General features: G+C 70.0%; 20 protein-coding genes. 9 read left to right on the plus strand and 11 right to left on the minus strand.

The genetic code is table 11. The features are described 5' to 3' along the window. Positions 1-124: 124 nt before the first annotated feature. The 3 genes from AKJ13_RS04190 to AKJ13_RS04200 form a co-directional block, all read right to left on the minus strand. Positions 125-343: a hypothetical protein gene (locus tag AKJ13_RS04190; protein ID WP_050732489.1), complete on the minus strand. Its 219-nt coding sequence runs from the start codon at positions 341-343 to the stop codon at positions 125-127. 163 nt (positions 344-506) lie between these two features. Beyond that, on the minus strand, positions 507-3,920 hold the full coding sequence (locus tag AKJ13_RS04195) for an acyl-[ACP]--phospholipid O-acyltransferase (protein WP_050732231.1): 3,414 nt from the start codon (positions 3,918-3,920) through the stop codon (positions 507-509). A gap of 595 nt (positions 3,921-4,515) precedes the next feature. Then, complete coding sequence (locus AKJ13_RS04200) at positions 4,516-4,758, minus strand: hypothetical protein (RefSeq protein ID WP_244471507.1); 243 nt, start codon at positions 4,756-4,758, stop codon at positions 4,516-4,518. Between the two features lie 212 nt (positions 4,759-4,970). Between AKJ13_RS04200 and AKJ13_RS04205 the strand changes: the two genes are divergently transcribed. After that, positions 4,971-5,990: an SDR family oxidoreductase gene (locus AKJ13_RS04205; RefSeq protein ID WP_050732233.1), complete on the plus strand. Its 1,020-nt coding sequence runs from the start codon at positions 4,971-4,973 to the stop codon at positions 5,988-5,990. Between the two features lie 142 nt (positions 5,991-6,132). Continuing rightward, entirely contained in the window at positions 6,133-7,008 is an 876-nt protein-coding gene (locus AKJ13_RS04210) for an MBL fold metallo-hydrolase (protein WP_050732490.1), read from the plus strand. On the opposite strand, the gene AKJ13_RS04215 is transcribed toward AKJ13_RS04210, so the two are convergent. Genes AKJ13_RS04215 through nthA form a run of 3 tightly spaced genes read right to left on the minus strand, consistent with a single transcriptional unit; the run spans position 6,996 to position 8,625 of the window. Then, complete coding sequence (locus AKJ13_RS04215; protein WP_050732234.1) at positions 6,996-7,319, minus strand: nitrile hydratase accessory protein; 324 nt, start codon at positions 7,317-7,319, stop codon at positions 6,996-6,998. The genes AKJ13_RS04210 and AKJ13_RS04215 overlap by 13 nt on opposite strands. Then, the gene (gene nthB, locus AKJ13_RS04220) at positions 7,316-7,975 is read right to left on the minus strand and encodes a nitrile hydratase subunit beta (protein WP_050732235.1); all 660 of its coding nucleotides are present in this window, start codon (positions 7,973-7,975) and stop codon (positions 7,316-7,318) included. The genes AKJ13_RS04215 and nthB overlap by 4 nt, the downstream gene beginning before the upstream one ends. Then, positions 7,972-8,625 (minus strand): nitrile hydratase subunit alpha, encoded by a 654-nt coding sequence (gene nthA / locus AKJ13_RS04225; protein ID WP_050732236.1) that lies wholly within the window; start codon positions 8,623-8,625, stop codon positions 7,972-7,974. Before nthA ends, nthB begins: the two co-directional genes overlap by 4 nt. Before the next feature lie 200 nt (positions 8,626-8,825). Here nthA and AKJ13_RS04230 point away from each other — a divergent pair, with 200 nt between their 5' ends. After that, positions 8,826-9,530: a sigma-70 family RNA polymerase sigma factor gene (locus AKJ13_RS04230; RefSeq protein ID WP_050732237.1), complete on the plus strand. Its 705-nt coding sequence runs from the start codon at positions 8,826-8,828 to the stop codon at positions 9,528-9,530. Between the two features lie 653 nt (positions 9,531-10,183). On the opposite strand, the gene AKJ13_RS04235 is transcribed toward AKJ13_RS04230, so the two are convergent. Further along, positions 10,184-10,432: a hypothetical protein gene (locus AKJ13_RS04235; protein WP_050732238.1), complete on the minus strand. Its 249-nt coding sequence runs from the start codon at positions 10,430-10,432 to the stop codon at positions 10,184-10,186. 119 nt (positions 10,433-10,551) lie between these two features. On the opposite strand from AKJ13_RS04235, the gene AKJ13_RS04240 reads away from it, so the two are divergent. After that, positions 10,552-12,882 carry an FdhF/YdeP family oxidoreductase gene (locus AKJ13_RS04240; protein ID WP_050732239.1) on the plus strand — a complete coding sequence of 777 codons (2,331 nt, stop codon included), beginning with the start codon at positions 10,552-10,554 and terminating at the stop codon, positions 12,880-12,882. Between the two features lie 12 nt (positions 12,883-12,894). Here AKJ13_RS04240 and AKJ13_RS04245 read toward each other — a convergent pair whose 3' ends face one another. Both AKJ13_RS04245 and AKJ13_RS04250 read right to left on the minus strand, forming a co-directional pair. Next, positions 12,895-14,286: an amidase gene (locus tag AKJ13_RS04245; RefSeq protein WP_050732240.1), complete on the minus strand. Its 1,392-nt coding sequence runs from the start codon at positions 14,284-14,286 to the stop codon at positions 12,895-12,897. Positions 14,287-14,291: 5 nt separating this feature from the next. Continuing rightward, positions 14,292-15,893 carry an ABC transporter substrate-binding protein gene (locus AKJ13_RS04250; protein ID WP_050732491.1) on the minus strand — a complete coding sequence of 534 codons (1,602 nt, stop codon included), beginning with the start codon at positions 15,891-15,893 and terminating at the stop codon, positions 14,292-14,294. 207 nt (positions 15,894-16,100) lie between these two features. Between AKJ13_RS04250 and AKJ13_RS04255 the strand changes: the two genes are divergently transcribed. Genes AKJ13_RS04255 through AKJ13_RS04275 form a run of 5 tightly spaced genes read left to right on the plus strand, consistent with a single transcriptional unit; the run spans position 16,101 to position 23,571 of the window. Further along, positions 16,101-17,645, plus strand: a complete 1,545-nt coding sequence (locus AKJ13_RS04255; protein WP_050732241.1) for an acetolactate synthase large subunit — start codon at positions 16,101-16,103, stop codon at positions 17,643-17,645. Then, positions 17,642-19,999: a penicillin acylase family protein gene (locus AKJ13_RS04260; protein ID WP_050732242.1), complete on the plus strand. Its 2,358-nt coding sequence runs from the start codon at positions 17,642-17,644 to the stop codon at positions 19,997-19,999. The genes AKJ13_RS04255 and AKJ13_RS04260 overlap by 4 nt, the downstream gene beginning before the upstream one ends. A gap of 34 nt (positions 20,000-20,033) precedes the next feature. After that, the gene (locus AKJ13_RS04265; protein WP_050732243.1) at positions 20,034-21,515 is read left to right on the plus strand and encodes a M81 family metallopeptidase; all 1,482 of its coding nucleotides are present in this window, start codon (positions 20,034-20,036) and stop codon (positions 21,513-21,515) included. Further along, positions 21,512-22,654: a M20/M25/M40 family metallo-hydrolase gene (locus tag AKJ13_RS04270; protein ID WP_050732244.1), complete on the plus strand. Its 1,143-nt coding sequence runs from the start codon at positions 21,512-21,514 to the stop codon at positions 22,652-22,654. The genes AKJ13_RS04265 and AKJ13_RS04270 overlap by 4 nt, the downstream gene beginning before the upstream one ends. Then, positions 22,651-23,571, plus strand: coding sequence for an NmrA family NAD(P)-binding protein (locus tag AKJ13_RS04275; RefSeq protein ID WP_244471508.1), 921 nt, complete (start codon positions 22,651-22,653; stop codon positions 23,569-23,571). Before AKJ13_RS04270 ends, AKJ13_RS04275 begins: the two co-directional genes overlap by 4 nt. Before the next feature lie 2 nt (positions 23,572-23,573). On the opposite strand, the gene AKJ13_RS32170 is transcribed toward AKJ13_RS04275, so the two are convergent. Further along, positions 23,574-23,738 carry a hypothetical protein gene (locus AKJ13_RS32170; RefSeq protein WP_200905584.1) on the minus strand — a complete coding sequence of 55 codons (165 nt, stop codon included), beginning with the start codon at positions 23,736-23,738 and terminating at the stop codon, positions 23,574-23,576. A 75-nt stretch (positions 23,739-23,813) separates the two neighbouring features. Further along, positions 23,814-25,208, minus strand: coding sequence for an amidase family protein (locus tag AKJ13_RS04280; protein ID WP_050732245.1), 1,395 nt, complete (start codon positions 25,206-25,208; stop codon positions 23,814-23,816). Positions 25,209-25,254: the final 46 nt, after the last annotated feature.

A 25,254-nucleotide genomic window follows, 5' to 3' on the forward strand; every position in this document is an offset into this window, starting at 1 on the left:
GCCGGGGCGATGCGGCGGGGCTCGGATCAGGCCCGCGGTCCGGCACGCATGCTCCTGGTTCCGAGTCCGCCAGCGCACACAGATTCACCGATCTGGCGGCGCCGGCAAGTCCCGGAAGGACGGCTCAGCCGAGGCTGACGCCGCGCAAATCCGGGAAGGCCGGACGTACCGCCTGTCCCACCCGGATCGGGAACAGCACGATGTTGGACGCGGGAGCGGCGGGCTCGGTCTCGAGGATCTGCGGCGCGGCCTTGTGGGCCTTGCCGGGCTTCGTCCAGCGCGCGATCCGCTTGAAATAGGCCCGCCGGGTCAGCCAGATCGGAAATCGCCTGCCCTTGTGCATGTTCAACCCCTCGTCGACACGCGTTTGAATCGCGAAATCCAGTCCACGAATCTCGATCACTGGGGAATGATCGAATCATGACTGTATTCGTGATTCGAGGGCATCGGGCCTGCGCCCGCATCCCCCGTTTGGGTGATGCGGGCCGGCTGGGTGGGACAGGTGGTCAGGCGGCGGCAATTTCCTTGGCCCGTTCCTGGGCCAGCTTGACGACGGAGACCTGATCGACCTTGCCGGAGCCGAGCATCGGGATCGCGTCGAGCACCACCACCTCGGCGGGGATCGCCACGTCGGAGGCGCCGCGCCCCTTGGCGAAGCTCTGGAAGGCCGCGCGGGTCGCCCCCTTCTCCTGCGTGAACAGCACCAGCCGCTCGCCCTTGCGCGGATCCGGCACGGCGGCGACGGCGCTCGGCTGGTTCGGCCAGAGCTCGGCGGCGAGCGCCTCGATGCTGGCGAGCGACACCATCTCGCCGGCGATCTTGGCGAAGCGCTTGGCCCGGCCCTTGATCGTCACGAAACCCATGGCGTCGATCGCGACGATGTCGCCGGTGTCGTGCCAGCCGTCCGGCGGGGGCTCCAGCACGCCTGGCTTCTCCGCCCGCAGGTAGCCCAGCATGATGTTGGGCCCCCGCAACGCGAGGCGGCCGCCCTCGTCGATACCGGGCACCGGCTCCAGGCGGGTCTCGATCCCGGGCAGGATCCGCCCGACCGTTCCGAAGCGGTTGAACATCGGCGTGTTCAGCGCGACCACGGGCCCGCACTCGGTGACGCCGTAGCCCTCAAGGATCCGCAGCCCGAACTTCTCGCCCCAGGTCTTGCGGGTGGATTCCTTCACCGCCTCGGCGCCGGCCACGACGTAGCGGAGCGAGCGCAGGTCGTAGGAATGCGCGGCCCGGGCGTAGCCGGACAGGAACGTGTCGGTGCCGAACAGGACCGTGCTGTTCGAGCCGTAGATCAGCTCCGGGACGATCCGGTAATGCAGCGGCGACGGGTAGAGATAGACCGGCACGCCCGAGACCAGCGGCAGGACCAGCCCGGCGGTCAGCCCGAAGGCGTGGAACACCGGCAGGACGTTGAACACCTTGTCGGTCGGGCCGAAATCGATCCGGGCGGCGACCTGGGCCACGTTGGCGAGCATGCAGCGGTTGGCCAGCACCACGCCCTTGGGCGTGCCCTCGCTGCCCGAGGTGAACAGGATTGCGGCCGGGTCCTCGCCCAGGCGCTTCACCAGGGGTTTCCGGCCCGCGAGCAGCGCCCGGATCTTGTCCGGCGTCGTGACGGTCGCGCGCAGGTCTTCCAGGTAGACCAGCTCGACCGTCCCCTTGATCGCCTCGATGAGAGTTCCGAGCCGTCCCTTCTCGATGAAGGCCCGGGAGGTCAGGATCTTGTCGACCTGTGCCGCCCGGCAGGCGGAGAGGACGTTGGCCGCCCCGGCGGAGAAGTTGATCATCGCGGGCACCCGGCCCGCGGAGGCCAGGGCGAACAGGGTCACGGCCGCGCCGTTGGCGTTGGGGAGCATCACGCCGATCCGGCCGCCCTCGGGGGCGAGGGGCATCAGCTTGCGGCCGAGCACGTTCGCACCGGTCACCAGCCGGCTGTAGGTCAGGCGGCCGGTGACCGGATCCTCGACCGCTGTGCGGCGCCAGCCGTGGCGTTCCCCGGCATCGATCAGCGCCGCCATCAGGCCGCGGTTCGTGTCGGCGGTCCGGAACAGCAGGTCCGACATGATGCCGTAGAGCGCCGCCCCGGCGGCCTGCCGACGGGCCTTACCGCGCAGCGCCGGATCCACGGTGAGGCGGACCGGCGGCAGCACCGTCACGGTCACCTTCGGCCACCAGCGGCGGCGCACCTGCGAGCGGGACAGGCGGGAGAACGCGGTGCGCTCCAGCCCGTCGATCTTCACGGGCACCACCATGGCCCCCGACTTGTCGGCGATCAGCCCGGCGCCGTCATAGACCTTCATGAGGCTGCCGGTGACCGTGAGACGGCCTTCGGGGAAGATGATCAGCGTTTCGCCGCTCTTGACCGCGTTGATCAGCGTCCGCGTGGCGAGCGGCCGGGTCGGATCGAGCGGCATCGCCTTGGTGACCCGCAGGAACGGCCGGACCCACCAGCGCTGCGCGATGCCGCTGTCGACGGCGAAGACCGGCTCCTGATCGAGCAGCGACAGGGCCAGCGGCGCGTCGAGGAACGAGACGTGGTTCAGCGCCAGGATGCAGTTCGGTCCGGCCGCCGCGACGTTGTCGAGCCCGCGCACCTCCAGCCGGTAGAAGGCCCGGAACAGGATCGACAGCGCGTCGCGGAACGGGCTGGTCGGCAGGGTCGCGAATACGAGGACGCCGACGACCAGGTTCAGCACCGCCACCAATGCGAGAAGGCTGGCGATCGACAGGTCCATGGCCTGCAGGGCCGCGAGCGCGAGGGTGCCGGCGACCATGAAGGCCGCGGTGACGACGTTGACCGCGCCGATGATGCGGGCGCGCATCGCCTTCTCGGTCCAGGCCTGCACGGCCGCGAAGGAGGGCACGATGTAGAGCCCGCCCGACACGGCGAGGCCGAGGAAGCCGATGGCGGTGCGCAGCCCGTCGGCGCTTCGTAGGAAGTCCAGCGGACCGATCGCCTCCGCGGGCGGCGGCGGCATGGATCCGATCGTCCAGGCGAGGTCGAGGCCGAACAGGCCCATCAGCACCGCCCCGACGGGCGTCGGCAGCAGCACGATCCGGCCGCTGGCGAGCCACGAGGCCAGCCCCGACCCCACGGCGATGCCGATGGAGAACAGCGCCAGCAGCACGGTGATCACCGTCTCGGTGCCGTTGAAGGCGTCGCGCACCAGAACCGGCAGGAGCGACAGCACCACCACGCCGACCAGCCAGAACCAGCTCACGGTCAGCGAACCGCGCCACAGGCGCGTGTCGGCCCAGAGATCGCGCAGCAGCGAAACGGTCGAGCGCGCCACGTTGCGGTCGACGTGCAAGTCCGGCGCCCCCTCCCCGGTCGGCGGGATCATCCGGGCCGAGAGCCAGCACAGAACCGCGAAGCCCATCACCAGGGCGCCGAACACCAGGCCGGAGCCGCCCATTGCCGAGGCCGCGCCGGCCGCGATCGTGCCGAGCAGGATCGCCAGGAAGGTCGCTGCCTCGACCAGCGCGTTGCCGGCGGGCAGCTCCTCGCGGCGCAGGTGATCCGGCAGGATGCCGTACTTGATCGGGCCGAACAGCGCCGCGATCGTCCCGAACAGGCCGAGCGCCACGAACAGCACCGGCACAGAATGCAGCAGGAAGCCCAGCACCGCGGTGCCGGCGGCGAAGATCTCGGCGAATTTGAGCCGCCGGGCCATCAGCGCCTTGTCGTAGCGGTCGGCCCATTGCCCGCCCAGGCCCGACAGGATGAAGAATGGCCCGATGAACACCGCGCTCGCCAGGGTGACGAGCACGCCCGCATGCGCATATGCCTGCCCACCGATCCCGAACAGGATCAGGAATCCCAGCGCGTTCTTCAGGAAGTTGTCGTTGAACGCCGAGAAGAACTGGCACCAGAACAGAGGCGCGAAGCGCCGGGCACTCATCAGGGAACGGAACATGGCGATCTCTCGGTTCCGAACCTGACTGGCCCAGCCGATGCGTCGAGGTCAAATCGGACCTGCGTCGGGCGGCGGCTGCGCGGTCGCAATGAACAGGTTTGCGCTTCATCCCGAAGACGGTGAGGGCGGCTCCGCGATATTCCCTCGGCCTCTGTCATGCGCTGTGTTGCAGTCCGTGCTTCTTTCCCGACGGCCGCCAAGATCGATAGGTAGCACGCGGTGCGATCGAAAAAACGTGGCTGCCCCTCGCCGAGCGTTCAGCACACACCGTCATTGCGAGCGCAGCGAAGCAACCCAGGGCAGCGCGCCATCCGCGACAGTGGCGCATCACTGGGTTGCTTCGCTGCGCTCGCAATGACGGTTCGGCGACTGCCAATTCAGTCGGCGGACGTCCCGATCCGTCTTTTGGCCTAAGGTGCTGCGCAACTGACGGGAGAGATCGCGCTGCCGGTTCGGAAGATTCCGTCGAGGCCTCCGCTTCGCTCCGTTGGTTCTGGATGCGGGCGAGATTGTGATAGCCGGGACCGAACCGCTTCGCGTGCACGAACATGCTTCGATCGGTTGGGGCCAATCAGGCGTGGACGCGCGCCGTCCCTCAAACCTTCCGGACTGCGCGCTCCTGACCGCCGGCCATCCGGCCGATCTGGCGCTCGACGGCGTCCCGCAGGGATGCGCCGAGGTCGTAGGACCAGGCGATGTAGGCCGCGATCGTCGCGCTCGCGACCATTACGGCGCTGGCCGCGCAGAGCGGCACCGCCAGCAGCAGGGTCAGGACCAGACCGACCGACATGCGCTCGCCGAGCGACGCTTGCGGCCAGGGATCGATCGGCAGGGACAAACGTCGTCCGTATCGCATGGCTGCGATCCTCGATGTCCGTGGCGCTTGAACTGTGCGCGACTACCGAGAACCAACAGCGCTTATCGCCGGATGTTGCGCCAAGGGTACCGAAAAGACCGGCGGCCGTGACGTTCCGGCACGGTGGTGCGGCGCAACCGGGGGCGGCCACGTCCGTTGCCGCAGCGATTCGTCAACGATCGGGTGAGGACAGGATGGCGCGGGTTGCAGTCGTTACCGGAGGGACCGCCGGAATCGGGCTCGCGACCGCGCATCGCCTCGCCGCCGGCGGCTGGTCTGTCGCCGTCGTGGCGCGCGATCCCGGGCGGCTCGCCGCCGCCGAGCGGGCTCTTGCCGCCTACGGCCAGCCGGTCCTGGCGATCGCGGCCGACGTCGCCGACCCGCAGGCCGTGGACGCCGCCGCCGCCCGGATCGAGGCCGAGCTCGGACCGATCCGCGCCTGGGTGAACAACGCCATGTCGACCGTGGTGAGCCCGGCCGACGAGATCACCCCGGACGAGTATCGGCGGGTGACCGAGACCACCTATCTCAGCCAGGTCTACGGCACCCTGGCGGCGCTGCGCTATATGAAGCGGCGCAACCGCGGGGCAATCATTCAGGTCTCCTCCGGCCTCGCGATCCGGGCGGCGCCGCTCCAGGCGCCCTATTGCGCGGCCAAGTTCGCCGTCTCCGGCTTCACCGACGCCCTGCGCTGCGAGCTGCTCCACGACGACGTCGCCGTCAGCCTCAGCGTGGTCTATCTGCCGGCGGTCAATACCCCGCAGTTCAACTGGGCGCGCAACCACACCGGTCATCGTCAATACGCCCCGGACCCGGTCTTCGACCCGCGGCTCTGCGCCGATGCGATCGTCTACGCCGTCGAGCATCCGCGCCGGGAGGTCTGGGTCGGGCGCTCGTCGATGATGATGGCTGCCGCACAGGCACTCGCCCCCGCGCTGGCCGACCGCAAGGCCGCCTCGATGTGGTCCGCCCAGCTGTCCGACACGACGATCCCCGACATGGACGGCAACCTCTACGATTCCGTGCCCGGCGAGGTCGGCATCGATGGGCGTTTCACCGACCGGATGAAGTCCACGCGGGGCGAGTTCGTCACGAGCCGCACCCGGGACACGGTGGTCGGCGGGCTCGCCGGGCTGGCACTGCTGGGGCTCGCCGCCGCGGCCGTGGCGGCCACCCGGCCCCGGCGGGCTGCGCTACCGGACCGGACCCGCTAGACACGTCCAGGTTTCAAAAGGTCTGAGACCTTTTGCGGGTCCAGGGCGGAGCCCTGGTCTTTCGGGGTTCCACCTCCAAACCCCGCCGGAGGGCTGGACCCTTTGGAAACCCGGGGCCATGCGCCAGGAGAGGTTCGAGACGATGCCCGGCTATCTGCCCTTCGCGGGCGCCCTGAAGCTGCCCGCCTATACCTGCGACAATTGCGGGTTCTGGCAGCGCCATTTCGAGGCGCCCCCGTCCTGCCCGATGTGCCTCGATGCTCGGCACGTGGTGCCCCAGGACGGTTGGCGGTTTCGCACCGCCCGTGAGGCGCAGGACGCCTTTCCGTGTCACTGGCAGGAGCTGGAACCCGGTGTCTGGCGGTTCTGGAACGAGCCGGTCTCCGGCATCGGCCCCTCCGCCTATCTGATCCAGACCGAGACCGGGAATATGGGGTTCGAGGGCTGCCCGGTCTTCAGCGAGGCCGCCCTCGACCAGATCGAGATGCTCGGCGGCATGCAGGTGCTCTCGGCCTCGCACCCGCATTCCTACGGCGCGTTGGTCCAGCTCCAGGATCGGTTCGACCCGGAATTGTGCCTGCCCGCGGCCGACTTCATCTGGAGCGCCGCCCTGCAGGTCAGCTGGCCCTACGACGACGTCCTGGAGCCCCTGCCCGGCCTGGAGCTGCACCGCACCGCCGGCCATTTCGACGGTCATGCCGTCCTGTTCGACCGCGCGCGCAAGATTTGCTTCTGCGGCGACGCACTGAAGTTCGAGCTGGACCCCGCCGACCCGCGCCGGGCCCGGACGATCTCGGCGCACAAGGCGTTCGTCCGGGGCGTGCCGCTCACGCCGAAGGAACTCGAACGCTACCGCCAGGTCTTCGCCCAATTCGAGTTTTCTCAGACCTGGACGCCGTTCGAAGCGGCGAAGAATTGCGGACAGCGCGAAGTGCTGGCGCTCCTCGACGCGCTTCTCGCCAGCCGCCCGCACGCCGCCCCGGTGCCCCTCGACAGCCTCCCGGCTCAGTCTGGGTAGAGCGGATCGTTCTCGAGCCGGATCGGCTGGCCGTGCGGCGTCGCCGCGGCGGCGCGCAGGAACGCCTCGGTGCGCGCAGCGACGCTCTCGGAGGCCGTAACTCCACGCTCTGCCAGCAGTTTTTCCAACGCGGCGAGCCAGGCAGCGTAATCGGCGGCCCGCTCCGGCCCGTCCGTCGGCCGGATCTCGCGCCCGAGACGATCGGCCCATTCCGTCCAGGTGAACAGGCCGGCCTCCTGCAGGGAGACCACCAGGGCGAAGACCTGGGCCCCCCAGGGGGCGGCGAAGGCCTTGGGCGACGGCGTGTTCATGCCGGCTCCAGATAGGGTTCGAAGGCCGCCACCGTGACGATCCCGCTCGGGTCGCCGCTCGCGCCCCACAATTCCTGAGCGGTGAAGCTGACGGTGTATAACCAGGTTGGGTTCTCGCCCGCCTTGTACGCATTGGTATCGGGGTACACGAACGCGCCCTCGACGCGTTCGACCCGGCCTCGGCGCCCGCGCGCGTAGCGCGGCAGGCGGGTATGCCCGGTGGGATGGGCGTTCCGGGCTAGAACAATGTCGCCGATCGCGAAACGGGCGGGAGCGACCGGCTCGCGGCTGCTCGGGAAGCCGGCGCGGAACTGGGCCTCCAGGCCGTCCCGGGCGAGCACCCGCGCCACCGGCCTGGCCGGCTCGGACGCCCGACCCGCCGCGATCTCGTCGGGCGTCGCGAGGCCCGTGGCGGCGACCTGCCTCTCCAGGGCTGTCAGCCAGATCTCGTAGTAGCTCGACGCCAGATATTGCGCCGGCGGCAGCGACTCGCGGGTGGCGCGGCTGCCGTCGAGATTCCAGGCGCCGGTGAAGCCCATCGCCATTGCCATCGCGAAGACGCGGCGTTCCCAATCGGCGTGGAAGATCGGCTCGTCCGGCTCCGGCACCACGGGCCCGAACCCGTGCGCGCCGCCGAGGTCCTGGGCTCCGTTCATACCGGCATCTCCGGCGGGTTCGGCGGGACCGTTCCGGGCAGGCCGGTGCCGATCATCGCGTCGCGGGTGACGAGGGCGGCCAGAGCCTCCTCGGAAAACCCCGCGGTGTTCGCGGGACGCATCGGCAGGACCATGTAGCGGGTCTCGGCGGTGGAATCCCACACGGTGATCCGGGTGGTCTCCGGGATGGTGACTCCGAACTCGGCCAGGACGCCGCGGGGGTCAATCACCGCCCGGGCGCGGTAGGGCGGCGCCTTGTACCAGACCGGCGGCAGGCCGAGCACCGGCCAGGGGTAGCAGGAGCAGAGCGTGCATACGACGAGGTTGTGGGTCTCGGGGGTGTTGGCCACCACCACCATGTGCTCGCCGCCCCGGCCGCCGATGCCGAGTTCGGCGATCGCCGGGGTCGCGTCGGCGAGGAGCCGCGCCCGGTAATCGGGGTCGACCCAGGCTCGGGCCACGACCCGGGCGCCGGCATGCGGCCCGACCTTCGTCTCGTAGAGTTCGACCAGGGCGTCCAGAGCCGCCGGGTCGATATAGCCCTTCTCGGTCAGCAGGGATTCGAGCGCGCGGACCCGCGCCTCGACGGGCGAGAGATCGCTGCCATGGGGATGGTCGTGTGCATGGTCGTGCGCGTGGTCGTGGCTCATCCCGCTCTCCTCACGAACCGTATTCTGCACCGATGCGGGATTGGGTGCCACACCCAGGGGTCGAACACCATTCATTGCCGCTGCGCCATCCTGCGTAAATTTCCCGATATTACCGGGAGCGTTTGGCAATGGTTCAGGATTGCTGAGATACCCGGTTAGAGGCATTCCAGATAGCAAGACAGGGGCCTCAGGGAACGCGCATGATCGATGATGGATCGAACCCGCCGGCCGGCCCCACGCCAGAGAACGCCGCGCCCCGCTACGCCACGATCCTCGGTCAGCACCTCGCCCTGCCGATCCGCGACTATTTCCAGATCGTCGAGCAGGAGCCGCTCCCGGCCCAGCTCGCCGGCCTCGTGGAGCGGTTCGAGGCCGCCGTAGCGGCGCACGGCCAAGTCGTGGCGTTCGACTTCCGCAGCGACATCATCAAGGCGCTTCCGGCCTTGCGCACCTTCGCGCTGTCCCTGGTCGGCGATGTCAGCCGGGCCGACGACCTCGTGCAGGAGACCTTCGTGAAGGCCTGGGCCAACCAAGCGCGGTTCCGGCCCGGGACGAACTTCACCGCCTGGCTGTTCACGATCCTGCGTAACCAGTTCTACTCGGAGTTGCGCAAGAACCGGCGCGAGGTCGAGGACGTGGACGGCACCCATGCCAGCCAGATGACCAGCCTGTCCGACCAGGAGGATGCCAGCACGCTCAAGGTCGTGTGGAAGCAGCTCGGGACGCTCCCGGCCGCGCAGCGGCAGGCGCTGCTGCTGGTCGGCGCCGAGGGCCATACCTACGAGGAGGCGGCGACCAAGCTCGGCTGCCAGGTCGGCACCGTGAAGAGCCGAGTCAGCCGGGCGCGCTCTTCCCTCCTCGATACGCTGGGCGTGGTGGTGGCGGGGCAGATTCCGGCGCCGTGAGACGACGCCCTCGCGCGCTTGTCGAACTCCTCAGTGCCGCCCCAGCGTCCCTGCGGGCCGCGGTGCGTACGCGCGCAATGCCTCCACTACGAAGATGACGGTCACGCGCCGCCTGCTATGACATATGCAGTTCCGCCCTTGGAATCGCACATGTCCCAGTCGACTCAAGAGAGCGGCGCCCCGGCGGCGTGGTACGTGATCTACCCCAAAACTTTCGTGTTGGGCCTGTTTCTCTCTTGCTTGGGCTGTGTCGCGGCGGTCTAGTCGTCGGGTTTGATCTCCGACAGCACGGCGCAGATGACCGGTGTTCTATACTGCGTAATTTTCTATTTGTATTTATGATTTGTCCATGACGCTTTCCGATTCCTCTGGATCTTCAAGGCGCTCGGCGCCTGCGTTGCCGGGGTTTGGACCCTATTCAACGCATAGCCGCTGATGCGCGCATGTGAGCCGGGTATCGGCATCGCCGCGATGGGATGATGCCGGAGGCGATCGCTCTGTTCATGGCGCGCCCGCGCAGAGGCCGTATCGCTCGTCCTCCACGCCCGGTCGATCGCAAGACCCTGAAACCGAAGTCGAGTCGGTCCTGCTTCGGTCGGTCTGGCCGCTGCGCGGAACCATCGCGCCGCCCCCGTTGTGTCGGGGCTGCCGGCTCAGATCCGTCGTTCGCCCACCCCGGCGCGGCTCTGCCGGACGCGGTACACCGCGACCATCGCGGCGGCCGCGACGCCGGCGAGGATCAGCGAGGGCCGGATGCCGGTCCGCGCGGAGGCTCGGCTCAGAGCGACTTCCAGCGCCCCGGCCGTGTTGACCGCACGCGGCACGACCTGCGTGTGAAGATAATGCTCGGGGGCTGACGGCCCGGAGGGCTTGTGCAGCATGTAATCGCGGCCGATGACCATGTTAACCTTTGTTGCTGATGTATGTTGGGTGCGAATAAATTTCCGGGTCCGGGAATTCTTTTAGGAAACACCGGTCGATGGCAGGTGTTTCCCTGCCTTAGAGGTCCGGAGTTCACCTGTTGGAAAAGCCTACCTTCAAGCCGTACCGTCTGCCCTCCGGCGGATGGGGCTCGGCCTTCTCCGTCGGCAACATTCTGCGGCGTGAGGGCGTGCTGGCGAGCGTTCCGGTCGCGCTGACACGCCACAACAAGGTCGACGGCTACCAGTGCAACAGCTGCGCCTGGGTGAAGCCGGCGAGCCCCCTGCCCTTCGAGTTCTGCGAGAACGGGGTCAAGGCGGTGGCCTGGGAGCTGACGGCGCATCGCTGCACGCCGGACTTCTTCGCCAAGCACACGGTGACCGAACTCCTGGGCTGGGACGATTACCATCTCGAGCAGCCCGGCCGCCTGACCCACCCGCTCCGCTACGACGCGGCCAGCGACAAATACGTGCCGGTCTCGTGGGGCCATGCGATTGAGGAGATCGCCCGCGAGCTGCGCGCCGTCGAGGACCGCAAGAAGGGTACGGTGTTCTACAGCTCCGGCCGCCTGTCGAACGAGGGGAGCTACCTCTACGGGCTGTTCGCCCGGCTCTACGGCAACAACAACCTGCCCGACTCGTCCAACATGTGCCACGAGACCACCTCGGTGGCGCTGCCGGCCAGCATCGGCCAGGGCATCGGCACGGTGGCGCTGGACGATTTCGGCAAGGCCGACTGCCTCCTGTTCTTCGGCCAGAACCCCGGCAGCAACGCGCCGCGCATGCTGCACCCGCTGCAGGAGGCGAGCCAGCGCGGCGTGCCGATCATCACCTACAACCCCCTGCGCGAGCGCGGGCTCGAGCGCTTCCTGAACCCGCAATCCCCCACCGAGATGCTGACCGGCAAGGAGACGCGGATCAGCTCACAGTACCACCAGGTCAAGGCGGGCGGCGACCTCGCGGCGCTCGCCGGCATCTGCAAGGCGGTTCTGGCGCTCCACGACGCGTCGCTCGCGGCGGGCGGCGAGCCGGTTCTGGATGAGGCCTTCATCCAGGAACACACCCACGGCTTTGACACGTTCCTCGCCTGGCTGGGGACTCAAGAGTGGGACGAGCTCGAGCGCCGCTCGGGGCTGCACCGCGCAGATATGGAATCCACCGCCAAGGTCTACAGCGTCTCGAAGGCGGTGATCGCCGTCTACGGCATGGGGCTGACCCAGCACCAAGCCGGCGTCGAGACGGTCCAGATGCTCGTGAACCTGCTGCTGATGCGCGGCAATATGGGCCGTGGCGGCGCCGGCATCTGCCCGGTCCGGGGCCATTCGAACGTCCAGGGTCAGCGCACGGTCGGGATCACCGAGAAGCCCGAGCTGTTCCCGCTCGACCGGCTCGGCGCGCAGTTCGGCTTCGAGCCGCCACGCGAGGCCGGCTACAACACGGTCGAGGCCTGCGAGGCGGTCCTCAAGGACGAGGTCCGCGCCTTCTTCATGCTGGGTGGCAATTTCGTCCGGGCAATCCCCGATCACGGCCAGATGGAGCCGGCCTGGCGCCGGATCCGCCTGACCGTCAACGTCATCACCAAGCTCAACCGCAGCGCGCTCCTGCCTGGGGAGATCAGCTACATCCTGCCGGTGATCGGCCGCCTGGAGATCGATGAAACCCAGGCGGGTCCGCAGGTGCTGTCGATGGAGGACACCTCGGCCTGCGTGCACGGCAATCGCGGCCTGCGCAAACCCGCCTCGCCTCACCTGATCAGCGAGATCCGGCTGATCTGCGAGCTCGCCCACAAGGTGCTCGATCCCAACCCGCGGGTGCGGTGGGACGCGTACAAGCAGGATTATGCCGAGATCCGGAAGGAGATCGGCCATACGCTGCCGGATTCGTTCTGGGACTACGAGCGGCGCATGTGGGAGCCGGGCGGCTTCCAGCGCGACATGCCGGTCAAGCGCCGCGAATGGTGCACCGATACGGGCCGCGCCAACTTCGTCACGCCGAACGCGCTCGACGAGGATGCCGACATGCCGGCGATCGGGCACGACGTGCTGCGCCTCATGACCCTGCGCAGCAACGACCAGTTCAACACCACTGTCTACGGCTACGACGACCGGTTCCGGGGCATCAACAACACCCGTAAGGTGGTGCTGATGAACCGGTCGGACATCGACAGGCTCGGGCTCAAGATCGGCCAGGCGGTGACGCTCAAGACCGTCGCGCATGACGGCATCGATCGCCAACTCGCCGGTTTGCTGGTCGTGGCCTACGACATCCCGATCGGCTGCATCGGCGGCTATTACCCGGAATGCAACGTCCTGATGCCGATTTGGCATTACGCCACCGGCAGCAAGACGCCGGCGGCCAAGATGATCCCGGTCACGATCCATGCGGAGAGCGACCGTGTGCTCGCGCCGCAGCTGGAATACGCCGCCGGCTGAACCCCCGACGCGTCAGACCGGCGGGCGGCGCCGATGCCAGTCGGTCGTCCGCTGGTAGGCTTGGCCGATCCGCAGGGCCATCGCCTCGTCGTAGCCTCGGCAGGTGATCTGCAGCGACAGGGGCAGCCCGGCGGATGTGAACCCGTTGGGCAGCGCCAGGGCGCAGAGGTCGAGGAGGTTGCCGAAACGGGTGAACCGCGACGGCAGATGCGCCTCGTCGACCTCGGTGAGCGCCACGGCGGCGCATTCCGTCGTCGGCGTCAGCAGGGCGTCGATCCCCTCCAGGGCGGCGGCATAGGCGACCTTCATGGCGGCGCGGCGCTGGAGCGTGCCGAGATAGTCTTGGGCCGAGACTTTCGCGCCGGCGAGGATCCGGGCCCGCACGGCGTCGCCCAGCTGCGCGGCCGGGTCCTCGGCGAGCGCGCCGTTGACGAAATAGGCCTCGGCGTTGGTGATCCCGCTCATCGCCACGCAGTCGCTGAACCGGAACGGCAGGGCGACGTCGACGATCTCGGCGCCCTGCTGGGCCAGGAGGTCGAGGGCCGCGTCGTAGGCCGCCAGCATGTCGGCGGCGACGCCCTCACGCTCGGCGTCCGGCATCCGCCCGAGCCGCAGGCCGCGCACGCCCCGGTTGAGGGCCGACCATGGCGCGTCCGGGGCGATCCCGCGGGTCGTCGGGTCGAGCGGGTCGGGGCCGGAGATCGCCTCGTAGAGAAGCGCTGTATCCTCGACGGTCCGCGCCAACGGGCCGGGCGTGTCCAGCGTCGTCGAGAGTGGCACGATCCCCCAGGTCGAGACGCGCCCGACCGTGACCTTCAGCCCGGTCAGCCCGCAGAAGGAGGCGGGCAGGCGCACCGAGCCACCGGTATCGGTGCCGATGCCCCAGGGCGCCATCCGGGCCGCCACCGCGACCCCGGTGCCGCTGCTCGACCCGCCCGGCGTGCGCTGGATCTCCGGATCCCAGGGGTTCCAGGGGGTGCCGAGATGCTGGTTGGTGCCCCAGCCGCCATACGCGAACTCCACCGTGTGGGTCTTGCCCAGCACGATCATGCCCTGCGCGATCAGCCGCCGGGCGATGGTCGCGGTGCGCTCGGCCCGCCGCGCCCGGTGCGCGGCCGAGCCGCCCATGGTAATCCGGCCCTCGATGTCGATCAGGTCCTTCAGCACCACCGGGACGCCGTGCAGCGGCCCAACCGCGTGGCCGGCGCGGATCGCCCGGTCGGCGCCCTCGGCGGCCAGGCGCGCATCGGCGGCGAACACCTCCGTGAAGGCCTGGAGCTTCGGCTCCAGCTGCGCGACCCGGCCGAGCAGCGCGTCGACCGCGTCCACCGGCGAGAGTTTCCGCGATCCGATCGCCCGGGCGAGTTCGGCCGCGGAGGCGTCGACGAGTTCAAAATCAGCCATCGGGATCACTTCACGCTGACGAGGGTGAGGTCGACGAACCAGGATTGCGGGGAGACGAAGCCGTGGACCTTCTTCGACATTCCACGCGGGTTGAGATCGTGCACGATGAACAACCAGGGCGGGTTGTCTACCAGTCGTTCGTGGGCGAGCGCCGTCTGCGCGTCGATCACCTTGGCGTCGTCGGTCTCGGCGAGCGCCTTGAGGGCGGCGTCGAACGCATCGTCCTTCCAGTTCGGGAAGTTGAAGCCACCGGGCGGGAACCGGTCGCCCGCGAAGTAGCGCGCCATCACGCTCGGGTCGGACGAGGGCGAGGAGACATTGAGCGCCATCGAGCCCTGGAGGCTCGGCGCGTCCGGCAGGGCCCGGCTCGAGTTCAGCAGCACCTGCCATTCGACCACGTTGAAGCTCAGCTCGACGTTGCAGGCCTGCTTCAGGTTCTCCTGCAGGTACTCGTTCATCGGCATCGGCAGCATCTGGCCCGAGCCCGAGGACGAGATCATCACCTTGAGGCTGAGCGGCTCCTTGTCCGAGTAGCCCGCCTCGGCCAGCAGCGCCTTGCCCTTGGCGGCGTCGAACCCGTAGCGGTTCTTCGGCGAACCGAAATTCGGGTCCTTGTCGTTCAGCCAGCCCGAGGCCGGCTCGGCCGTGCCGTTGAGCAGCTCGACGATGGCGGCCCGGTCGACGCAGTAATTCAGCGCCTGGCGGACGCGCACGTCCTTCAGCGGGCTGTCCTTGGCGCCGATGTTGAAGATGTACGGCCAGACATGCGGGTAGGAGCCCGTGGTGATGGCGAAGCCCGCCTGTTTCAGGGACGGGATCGCGTCGGGCGCCGGCACCTCGATCCAGTCGACCTGCCCCGAGCGCAGGGCCGCGACCCGGGCATTCGCCTCCGGGATCGGCATCAGCCGGACCTTATCGACCTTGGCCATTCGGTTCGGGTCCCAGTAGCCGTCGAACTTGGCGAGATCGACCGATTCCCGCGGCGCGACCCGGGTAATCTTGAACGGCCCGGTGCCGGCGGCCGGCAACGAAGCCACCTTGGCCCAGTCCCGCCCGGCCTTCTCGAAGGATTGGGGCGAGGTGAACAGCAGGTAGACCACCATGTTGGGGAAGTACGACGCGACCTGCGTGGTCGTGATCTGCACGGTGGCGTCGTCGATCTTCTTGTAGCTGCCGACCAGCGGCGCCCGGGCCCGGGAGATGCCGGCCCCCTGCGGCTCGAATTGCGGGCTGTCGTTCTTGAAGTACCGGTCGAGGTTCCAGATCACCGCGTCGGCGTTGAACGGGGTGCCGTCATGGAAGCTCACGCCCCGGCGCAGGTGGAAGGTCCAGATTGTCTTGTCGCTCGGGTCCTGCTCCCAGCGCTCGGCCAGGGCCGGGATGATGCCGGCCAGCTTGTCGGTGCTCTTCAGGTCCCATTGCACCAGCCCCTCGAAAATCGGGTAGCCGAGGAAGCGCATCCCCTCGAAGCCGTTATTGGGCATCCCGGTGGCCGTGGGGATGTCTGAGGCGGTCATGGCAATGCGCAGGACGCTCTCGGCACGGGCCGGGGCGGCCAGGAGCAGCGTGCCGGCCATGGAGGCGGCAATCAGGCGGCGAAGTTTCATCGGATCCCGTTCGTCGAAGTTGCGGGATGCCAACGGCAAATCTCGCGCCAGATCGTGCGATAGTCCAGGCGCCCCATGACCGGCAGCGGCGCGTTTCGGCCCTTGCGCTCGGCGCGGGCTGCGCCACGATAATAATGAATGCGAGTCGCCGGCCGACCGAGCCGGACTGAGAGGGAGCCGCCCGTGACCGATGGGACGCCAACTACGATGAACGGGGCCGAGAGCCTCGTCCGGACCCTCGTCGCCGGCGGGGTCGAGGTCTGCTTCACCAATCCCGGCACGTCCGAGATGCATTTCGTCGCCGCCCTCGACCGGGTCGAGGGGATGCGCTGCGTGCTGTTCCTGTTCGAGGGCGGGGCCACCGGCGCCGCGGACGGCTATGCCCGCATGGCCGGCAAGCCGGCCTCGACCCTGCTGCATCTCGGGCCCGGCCTCGCCAACGGGCTCGCCAACCTGCACAATGCCAAGAAGGCGCGCACTCCCGTCGTTAACATCGTCGGCGAGCACGCCACCTATCATCGCGAGTACAATGCGCCGCTGACCTCGGACATCGAGGGGCTGGCCCGCCCGATGTCGTCCTGGGTGCAGACCGGCATGAGCGCCGCCGAGATCGGATCCGACGGCGCCGCCGCCATCGCGGCCGCCCGCACGGCGCCGGGTCAGGTCGCGACCCTGATCCTGCCGGCCAACACCGCCTGGGACCCGGGCACGGGCGTCGCGCCGGTGCCGCCCATCCCCGAGCGGGCGCGGGCCGAGGATTCGGCGATCGCGGCCGCCGTGGCGGCGCTCGCCAGCGGCGAGCCGGTGCTGCTCCATCTCGGCGACCGGGCGGTGCAGGGCGAGGGCCGGGTGATCGCCGACCGGATCGCACGCAAGACCGGCGCAACGCTGATGGCCATGACCTCGAACGCCCGGATCGACCGCGGCGCCGGCACCGTGCCGATCGAGCGCCTGCCCTACCCGATCGACCAGGCGATCGAGGCCCTGAAGGTCTTCCGCCACATCATCCTGATCGGCGCGACCCAGCCGGTGGGGTTCTTCGCCTACCCCGGCAAGCCGAGCCTGCTCGCCCCCGAGGGTTCGTCGACCATCACCCTCGCCACGCCCGAGGAGGATCAGATCGACGCGCTGGAGCGGCTGGCCGAGGCGGTCGCCGCCCCGCCGGCCGAGCCCATCGCGGCCGGGCCGCGGCCGAAGCTCCCCGCCTCCGGCCCCCTCGACCAGGACGCGATCGGTCAGGTCCTCGGGGCGCTGATCCCGGAGGGCGCGGTGATCTGCGACGAGTCGATCACCACCGGCCGCAACTTCTTCGCCCTGACTCGGGATGCGGCGCCGCATTCCTGGCTGCAGCTCAGCGGCGGCTCGATCGGGCTCGGCATCCCGATGGCCACCGGAGCGGCCATCGCCTGCCCCGGCCGCAAGGTGATCAATCTCCAGGCCGATGGCAGCGGGCTCTACACCGCCCAGGCCCTCTGGACCCAGGCCCGTGAGCGCCTCGACGTGGTGACGCTGATCTGGTCGAACCGCTCCTACGCGATCCTGCGGGCGGAGCTCGCCAATGTCGGCGCGCACAATCCCGGCCCGAAGGCGCTGGGCATGCTGAGCTTGGACAATCCGGCGATCGATTGGGTCAGCCTCGCCCGCGGTTTCGGCGTGGAGGGCCGCCGCGTCGAGACGCTGGAGGACTTCATCGCGGCGTTCCGGCACGGGCTGGACACACCCGGTCCGCACCTCATCGAAGTCGCCCTGTGAGCGGCGCAGCCTACGCGCTGCCCGGGCTCGAAGGCCCAGCCGAGATCCGCGTCGACCGCTGGGGGCTGGCGCATATCCGCGCCGCGACGGCGCTCGACGCCTTCCGGGTCCAGGGCTTCAACGCCGCCCGGGACCGGTTGTGGCAGCTCGATCTCTGGCGCAAGCGCGGCCTCGGCCTGTTGGCGGCGGATTTCGGGCCGGGCTACCTCGCGCAGGACCGCGCCGCGCGGCTGTTCCTGTATCGCGGGGACATGGCGGCCGAATGGGCCGCCTACGGGCCGCAGGATACGCGGGCGATCGTCACCGCCTTCGTGGACGGGATCAACGCCTTCGTCGCGTTGACCGGGACGCGGCCGGACTTGCGGCCGCCGGAATTCGTCCTGACGGATACGCGCCCGGCCCGGTGGTTGCCCGAGGATGTCGTCCGGATCCGCAGCCACGGGCTCGTGCGCAACGTCCTGTCCGAGGTCGCCCGCGCCCAGGTGCTGGCCCGGGCCGCGACCCGCGAAGACGGGCTCGCTGCCGACGACCTGCGCAAGCGCATCAGCCCGCCGCATGATCCGATCGCCCCGGATGGGCTCGACGCCGCCGAATGGCCGGACGACCTCCTGGACGATTTCCGTTTGGCCACCGCCCCGGTCGGGTTCACCCAGGAGCGGATGGCTGCCACGCCCGCGGAAGCCTGGGACTGGACCAAGGTCGACGCCCACGGCGCCGTCACGCGGGGCCAACGCGCCGCCCCGAAGGAGCCGGTCGAAGGTTCGAACAACTGGGTGGTGGGACCCGCCCGCACCGAGACCGGCCGCCCGATCCTCGCGAGCGACCCGCACCGGATCTACCTGCAGCCGTCGCTGCGCTACGCCGTCCATCTCACTGCCCCGGGCCTCGACGTGATCGGGGCGGGCGAGCCCGCCCTGCCGGGCATCTCCATCGGCCATAACGGCCATTCCGCCTTCAGCCTAACCATCGCGCCGATGGATCAGGAGGATCTGTTCGTCTGTGAGACCGATCCGGCCGATCCCGATCGGTATCGATTCGGTGACGGTTGGGAGCCGATCCAGCGCGTCACCGAGAAAATCTCGGTGCGCGGCGGCCCGGACGAGACCGTGGTGCTGGGTTTCACCCGGCACGGCCCCGTGCTCCGCGAGGCGGGCGGCCGGGCCTTCGCGCTGCGCACCGTCTGGTCCGAGCCGGGCGCTGCCGCCTATCTCGGCAGCCTCGCTTATCTCGGCGCCACGAGCCCGGAGGCGTTCGGCCAGGCCCTGCACCACTGGTCGGCACCCACGGTCAACCAGCTCTACGCCGACGTGACCGGGCGGATCGCGTGGTTCATGGCCGGCAAAGCGCCGGTGCGGCCGGCCCATGATGGGTTGCTGCCGGTGCCCGGCGACGGCCGCCATGACTGGGCCGGGTTCCATGATCCGAGCGCCCTGCCCCGCCGCATCGACCCGCCGGAGGGCTACCTCGCCACCGCCAACGAGATGAACCTGCCGCCGGATTATCCCGCCGAGGCACGCAAGCTCGGCTTCGAATGGGCGGAGCCTTGGCGCGCCCGGCGCATCCGCGCGGTGCTCGACGGCCAGAGCCGGCATACGCTGGAACAATCCCGCGCGCTCCAGGGCGACGATGTTTCGGAGCCGGCTCAGCGTCTCGCCGTCCTGGTGCAGGCGCTGCCCCAGGGGGCGGATGCCGATGTCGAGGCGGCCCGCACCCTGCTGACGCCGTTCGACGGGGCGCTGCACGAGAACGCGGCCGCGGCTGCCCTGATCGAGCTGCTCTGGGTCCGCCATCTGCGCCCGGCCCTGCTCGAAGCCCTGGTGCCCGATTCTGCAACGCGTCGCCTGCTGCCGCCCGGCGACACGCAGAGCCTGATCGAGCGGCTGGAATCTGGCCTCTATCCGGCCACCCGCAACGCCTTGCTGACGGGGACGTTGGGCGCCGCCTTCCGGGAGTGCCGCACCCGGATGGGGCCGGATTCCGGGACCTGGTCCTGGGGCCGGCTGCACCACGCCCAGTTCGCCCACCCGCTCTCGGCTCTGCGGTCGGATTCGGGCTGGGATGTCGGTCCCATGGCCGTCGGGGGCGCAGCGGCATCAGTCATGCACGCGGAGTACCGGACCGACACGTTCCGGCTAACCCACGGTGCCTCGTTCCGCATGGTCGTGGATGTGGGCGACTGGGACCGATCGGTTTTCATCAACGTGCCGGGCCAGTCTGGGAACCCGGGCAGCCCGCATTACGCCGACCTGGCCCCGATCTGGGGGCGCCGGGACCATGTGCCGATGCTCTACGGCCGCGCCGCCGTCGAGGCGGCCACCGAGACGATCATCACGCTGAGCCCGGCCTCCGCTTGACCGGCGGCCGGCCGAAGACGAGGACCGAAAGACCTTGCAGATCTTCATCGCCGGACTGGCCACCGAGACCAACACCTTCGCACCGCTGCCCACCGGCCGCGCGGCCTTCCTGGCCGATTATGCCCGTCGCGACGGCAGCAAGACTGCGCCACGCCTCAGCAATATCGGTCTTAAGGCCTGGCGTGAGCTGGCCGAGGCGGACGGGCACACGGTCGTCGAGAGCCTCTCGACCTTCGCGCAGCCGGGCGGGATCACCCTGCGTGCCGTCTACGAGGAACTGCGCGACGCGCTGCTCGACGATCTCCGGGTTGCCATGCCGGTCGATGCCGTGCTGCTGTTCATGCACGGCGCCATGGTCGCCGAGGGCTACGACGATTGCGAGGGCGACACCCTGGAGCGGGTCCGCGCCATCGTCGGACCGGACGCGACGATCGGTGTCGAGCTCGATCTGCACTGCCATCTCACCGAGGCGATGCGGCAGAGCGCCGATGTCATCGTGATCTACAAGGAATACCCCCACACCGACATCGTCGACCGCGCCCGCGACCTCTACCCGCTGGTGATGCGCACGGTCGCCAAGGACATCCGGCCCGTGATGGCCTATGCCGATTGCCGGATGATCAACATGTGGCGCACAACCCGCGAGCCGGTCTCGAGCTTCGTGCGCCGGATGGAGGCGCTGGAGGGCCGGCACGGCATCCTGTCGGTCTCCTTCGGGCACGGCTTCCCCTGGGGCGACGTTCCGGATGTCGGCGCGAAGATGCTGGTCGTCGCCGATGGCGACGCCGCCAAGGCGCAGGCGCTGGCGGACGACCTCGCCCGGGAGGTCTGGGCGATGCGCGAGGAGGCGGCGAGCCGCTGCGACAGCATCGATGCCGGCATCGACGCGGCTTTGGCCTCCGACGACCCGCGCCCGATGGTGCTGGCCGACTTCGCCGACAATGCCGGCGCCGGCGCGCCTTCCGACAACACCGCGATCCTGGCGCGCCTGGCCGAACGCGGCATCACGGATGCGGCGCTCGGGCTGATCTGGGATCCCGGCGCGGTCGGGATCTGCCACGAGGCGGGGCTTGGCGCGACTTTCGTGCTGCGCATCGGCGGCAAGTGCGGCGTCAGCTCGGGCGATCCGGTGGACCTGCGCATCACCGTGCGCGGCCTCTCCGAGGATCACAGCCAGGGCGGCCTCAGCGGCGGCCGGGCCCGCCTCGGACCGGCCGCCTGGGTCGAGGCCGACGGGATCCACGTGGTGCTGACCCATATCCGCCAGCAGGCCTTCGCGCCGGACGCCTTCACGGGGCTAGGGCTGACCCTCGACGACAAGCGGATCGTCGTGGTGAAGTCGATGCAGCATTTCTACGCCGCCTTCGCGCCGATCGCGAGCGAAGTACGCTACGTCGCGGCACCCGGCGCGGTCCCGCCGGATTATGGCGCGATCCCCTACACCAAGCGCTCGGGCCGCTACTGGCCCAAGGTCGCCGATCCTTTCGCCGAGTCCTCCGCCGAGAGTGCCCGATGATCCCGGACCTGCCGTTCGACGCGGAATCCATCCTGGCGACGTTGCGCCCCTGGGTGGAATGCGAGAGCCCGACCCACGATGCCGCCGCAGTCAACCGCATGATGGGCTTGGCCGCCCGCGACCTCGCGGTCGCCGGGGCCGCGGTCGAGACCATTCCGGGGCGGATGGGCCTGAGCGATTGCGTGCGCGCGCGGTTCCCCCACCGGCACCGTGACCAGCCGGGCATCCTGGTGCTCGGGCATCTCGACACCGTGCATCCGGTCGGCACCCTGGCGAGCCTGCCCTGGCGGATCGCGGGCAACCGCGCTTACGGGCCGGGCATCCTCGACATGAAGGGCGGCAACGTGATCGCCCTCGCCGCGATCCGCGCCCTGGCGGCGGCCGGGATCGAGACGCCTTTGCCGGTGACATTCCTGTTCACCGGCGACGAGGAGGTCGGCAGCCCCTCGACCCGGGACCTGATCGAGGCCGAGGCCGCCCGCCACGCCTTCGTGCTGGTGCCCGAGCCGGGCCAAGCCGACAACGGCGTCGTCACCGGCCGCTACGCCATCGCGCGCTTCGACCTCGAAGCCGTCGGCCGCCCGAGCCATGCCGGCGCCTCGCCCCACGAGGGCCGCTCGGCGATCCGCGCCATGGCGCGCATGATCCTGGCGATCGACGGGCTGTCGGACGCGGATTGCACCTTCTCCACCGGGATCGTCTCGGGCGGGCAATGGGTCAATTGCGTCCCGACCCTGTGCCGCGGGCAGGCCCTGAGCATGGCCAAGCGCCAGGCCGATCTCGACCGCGGCGTCGAGCGGATGCTGGCCCTGTCGGGTGAGCAGGACGGCGTGCGCATCTCGGTGAGCCGGGGCGTCACCCGCCCGGTCTGGGAGCCCGATGCCGGCTGCATGGCCCTGTATGATCAGGCGCGGACCTTGAGCGAGGCGCTCGGCCAGCCGCTGCCCCATCGCAGTGCCGGCGGCGGCTCGGACGGCAACTTCACCGGCGCCAGCGGCATCCCGACCCTCGACGGCCTCGGGCCCCTCGGCCAGGGCTACCACACCCTCGACGAGCATGTGCTGATCGAGACGCTGCCCCAGCGGGCGCGGCTCTTCGCGGCCCTGCTCGCCGATCTCGGCGCGGCGGGCCGATCGTGAGCCCGGCCCCCGTGACGATCGCGGTCGCCGGTGCCACCGGCGATCTCGGGCTGCGGATCGTGCAGGCGCTCCGGCGGGAGGGCGCGAGCGTCACCGCCATCGTCCGCCCCGGGACGGATCAGGCCCGGCTTGGGCCGCTCACCGTCCTGGGCGCCCGCGTGGTCGAGGCCGGCCCCGGCCGTCCGGGCAGCTGGCAGGCCGCCTGCGCGGGGGCCGCCTGCGTGGTCTCGGCATTGAACGGCTTGAGCGCCACCGTCATCGACGCGCAGACCGCCCTCCTGGAAGGCGCCGTCCGGGCCGGCGTGCCGCGCTTCATCCCGTCCGATTTCTCGATCGACTATGCCAAGACCGCACCGGGCGGGAACCGCAACCTCGACCTGCGCCGGGCCTTTCAGGCGCGCCTCGATGCGGCGTCAATCCAGGCCACATCGGTGCTCAACGGCGCGTTCATGGAGTTGCTCGACGGACAGGCCCCGCTGATCCTCCACCGCCCGCGCTGGGTGCTGTACTGGGGCAGTGCCGATCAGATCCTCGACTTCACGACCGAGGACGACACCGCCGCGTTCACGGCCCGGGCCGCCCTGGATCCGACGACCCCGCGCTGGCTGCGCATCGCCGGCGACAGCCTCAGCGCCCGCGATCTCGCCGATGCGGCGAGCGCGGCCCGGGGCAGGCGCTACCGGACGCTGCGCGCCGGCGGGCTCGGTTCGCTGGGCTTGATGATCCGCGTCGCGCGGACCCTCGCCCCGGGCCGGGGCGCGGTGTTCCCGCCCTGGCAGGGCATGCAGTACCTGCGCGACATGTTCGAGGGCCGCGCCCGGCTTACCCCCCTCGACAATGACCGTTACCCGGGCCTGCGCTGGACCCGGGTCCGGACCTTCCTGACCCAGACGGCCGGGGCGCACGGACAAAGCTGAGATCAGGCCCGGCCCCAGCCCAGCGCTGCGACCGCCACGGCGCCGATCATGCCGCCGATCGTGCCGCCTCCGAAAAATCCTGCCAGAGCCAGCAACGGCCCCGAGGAGGCTGCCAGCGCGCAGACCAGTGAACTTCCGACGCAGCCTGCGGTGGCGATCACGGACATGGGGACCTCGCACAACTATCAGTTGTATAAGCGAGGCCATTTCAATCTGGTTCCCCTTGGCCGACTGGCGTCGGCTCAGACGGGATCGACGGGCATCTCCGGCACCCCGGCCGCCTCGATCGCGGCACCCGCCGCCAGGCACAGGTCCTCCCGGTACCGGGCGGCCACGAGCTGGACGCCGACGGGGGTCCGCCCGACGAGGCCGGTGGTGACGGTGAGCGCCGGCACACCGATCGGCGCGAGGCCCACCTGCAGCAGGTTCGCCTCGAAGGCGCGCTCGATCCCGTCCGTGCCGGTGCGGTCGAGCCCGTCCGGGAACGGCAGCTCCGCGGAGACCGGCACCAGCAGCACCGGATGCTCCGTGAGAAACAGCGACCATTCCCGGGCCAGCGTCGCCCGGCGGACGAGTGCCTTGGCGATGGCGTCCGGCGCCATCGCTTCCGCCCGTCCGCGAAAAGACTCGAGCAGATCGATGGCCGCCGGATCGCCCTCGCGGTCGGCGGCCGCCCGGGCCGCGGCGTAGCCGTCGCCCAGCCAGAGCTGCAGCTGCAGCGCGCTGGCCTCGCGAATCGGCGGCGTGTCGGCGATCTCCTCGACCAACCAGCCAGCCTCGGTCAGCCGGCGCGCCGCCTCGCGCAACGCCGCCTCGACCTCCGGCACGACCGCGAGGCCACCGGGCCGTACGCACAAGGCCGCCCGGCACGGCACCGCGGGACCGTCCAGCGGCGCCGGCACCCACCACGGGTCGCGCGGGTCGGCGGCCGCCATCGCGTGGAGGCCGAGACGCAGATCCGCGATGCTGCCGGCCAGCGGTCCCGACACCGCCATGAGCTGAGGCCCGATTCCGCGCTCGGGCGACGAGGCGTTCCAGGCCGGAATCCGACCGAGGCTCGGGCGCAGACCGTGCACGCCGCAGGCATAGGCCGGATAGCGCACCGAGCCGGCGATGTCGGTCCCGTGAGCGATCGCCCCGATCCCAGCGGCCACCGCGGCGCCCGCGCCCCCGGACGAGCCCCCGGGCGTCAGCGCCGGATCGCGCGGGTTCTTGGTCTCCCCGTGCAGCAGATTGGTGGTGAACCAGCGCAGCGAGAAGGCCGGCGTATTGGTGCGCCCGAGCAGCACCGCCCCGGCCCGGCGCAGGTTGGCCACCACGGGGTTGTCGTCGGCCGCCAAGAGGTCACGCTGGAGGCGCAGCCCGTTCGTGGTCGCGAAGCCGCGCTGGTCGACATTGACCTTGATCGTCACGGGCACGCCGGCGAGCGGCCCGAGGGCGTCACCGCGGGCGCGGGCGGCGTCGACCGCGTCGGCCTGCGCCAGCACCTCCTCGGGGCGATGCTCGACCACCGCGTTGATCCGGCCGTTGACCGCATCGAGCCGACCGAGGGCGGATTGCGCAACCTCCCGGGCCGAAACCTGGCCGGTGCGGATCAGGGTCGAGAGGTCGGTCGCGGTCAGACGCCAGAGCTGCATGAGAGGTCCCTTCGCCGAGCCCCACGGGGGCGGGATTCGCTTTCGA

The organism is Methylobacterium sp. ARG-1, from assembly GCF_001262595.1.
Classification (GTDB): Bacteria; Pseudomonadota; Alphaproteobacteria; order Rhizobiales; family Beijerinckiaceae; genus Methylobacterium; species Methylobacterium brachiatum.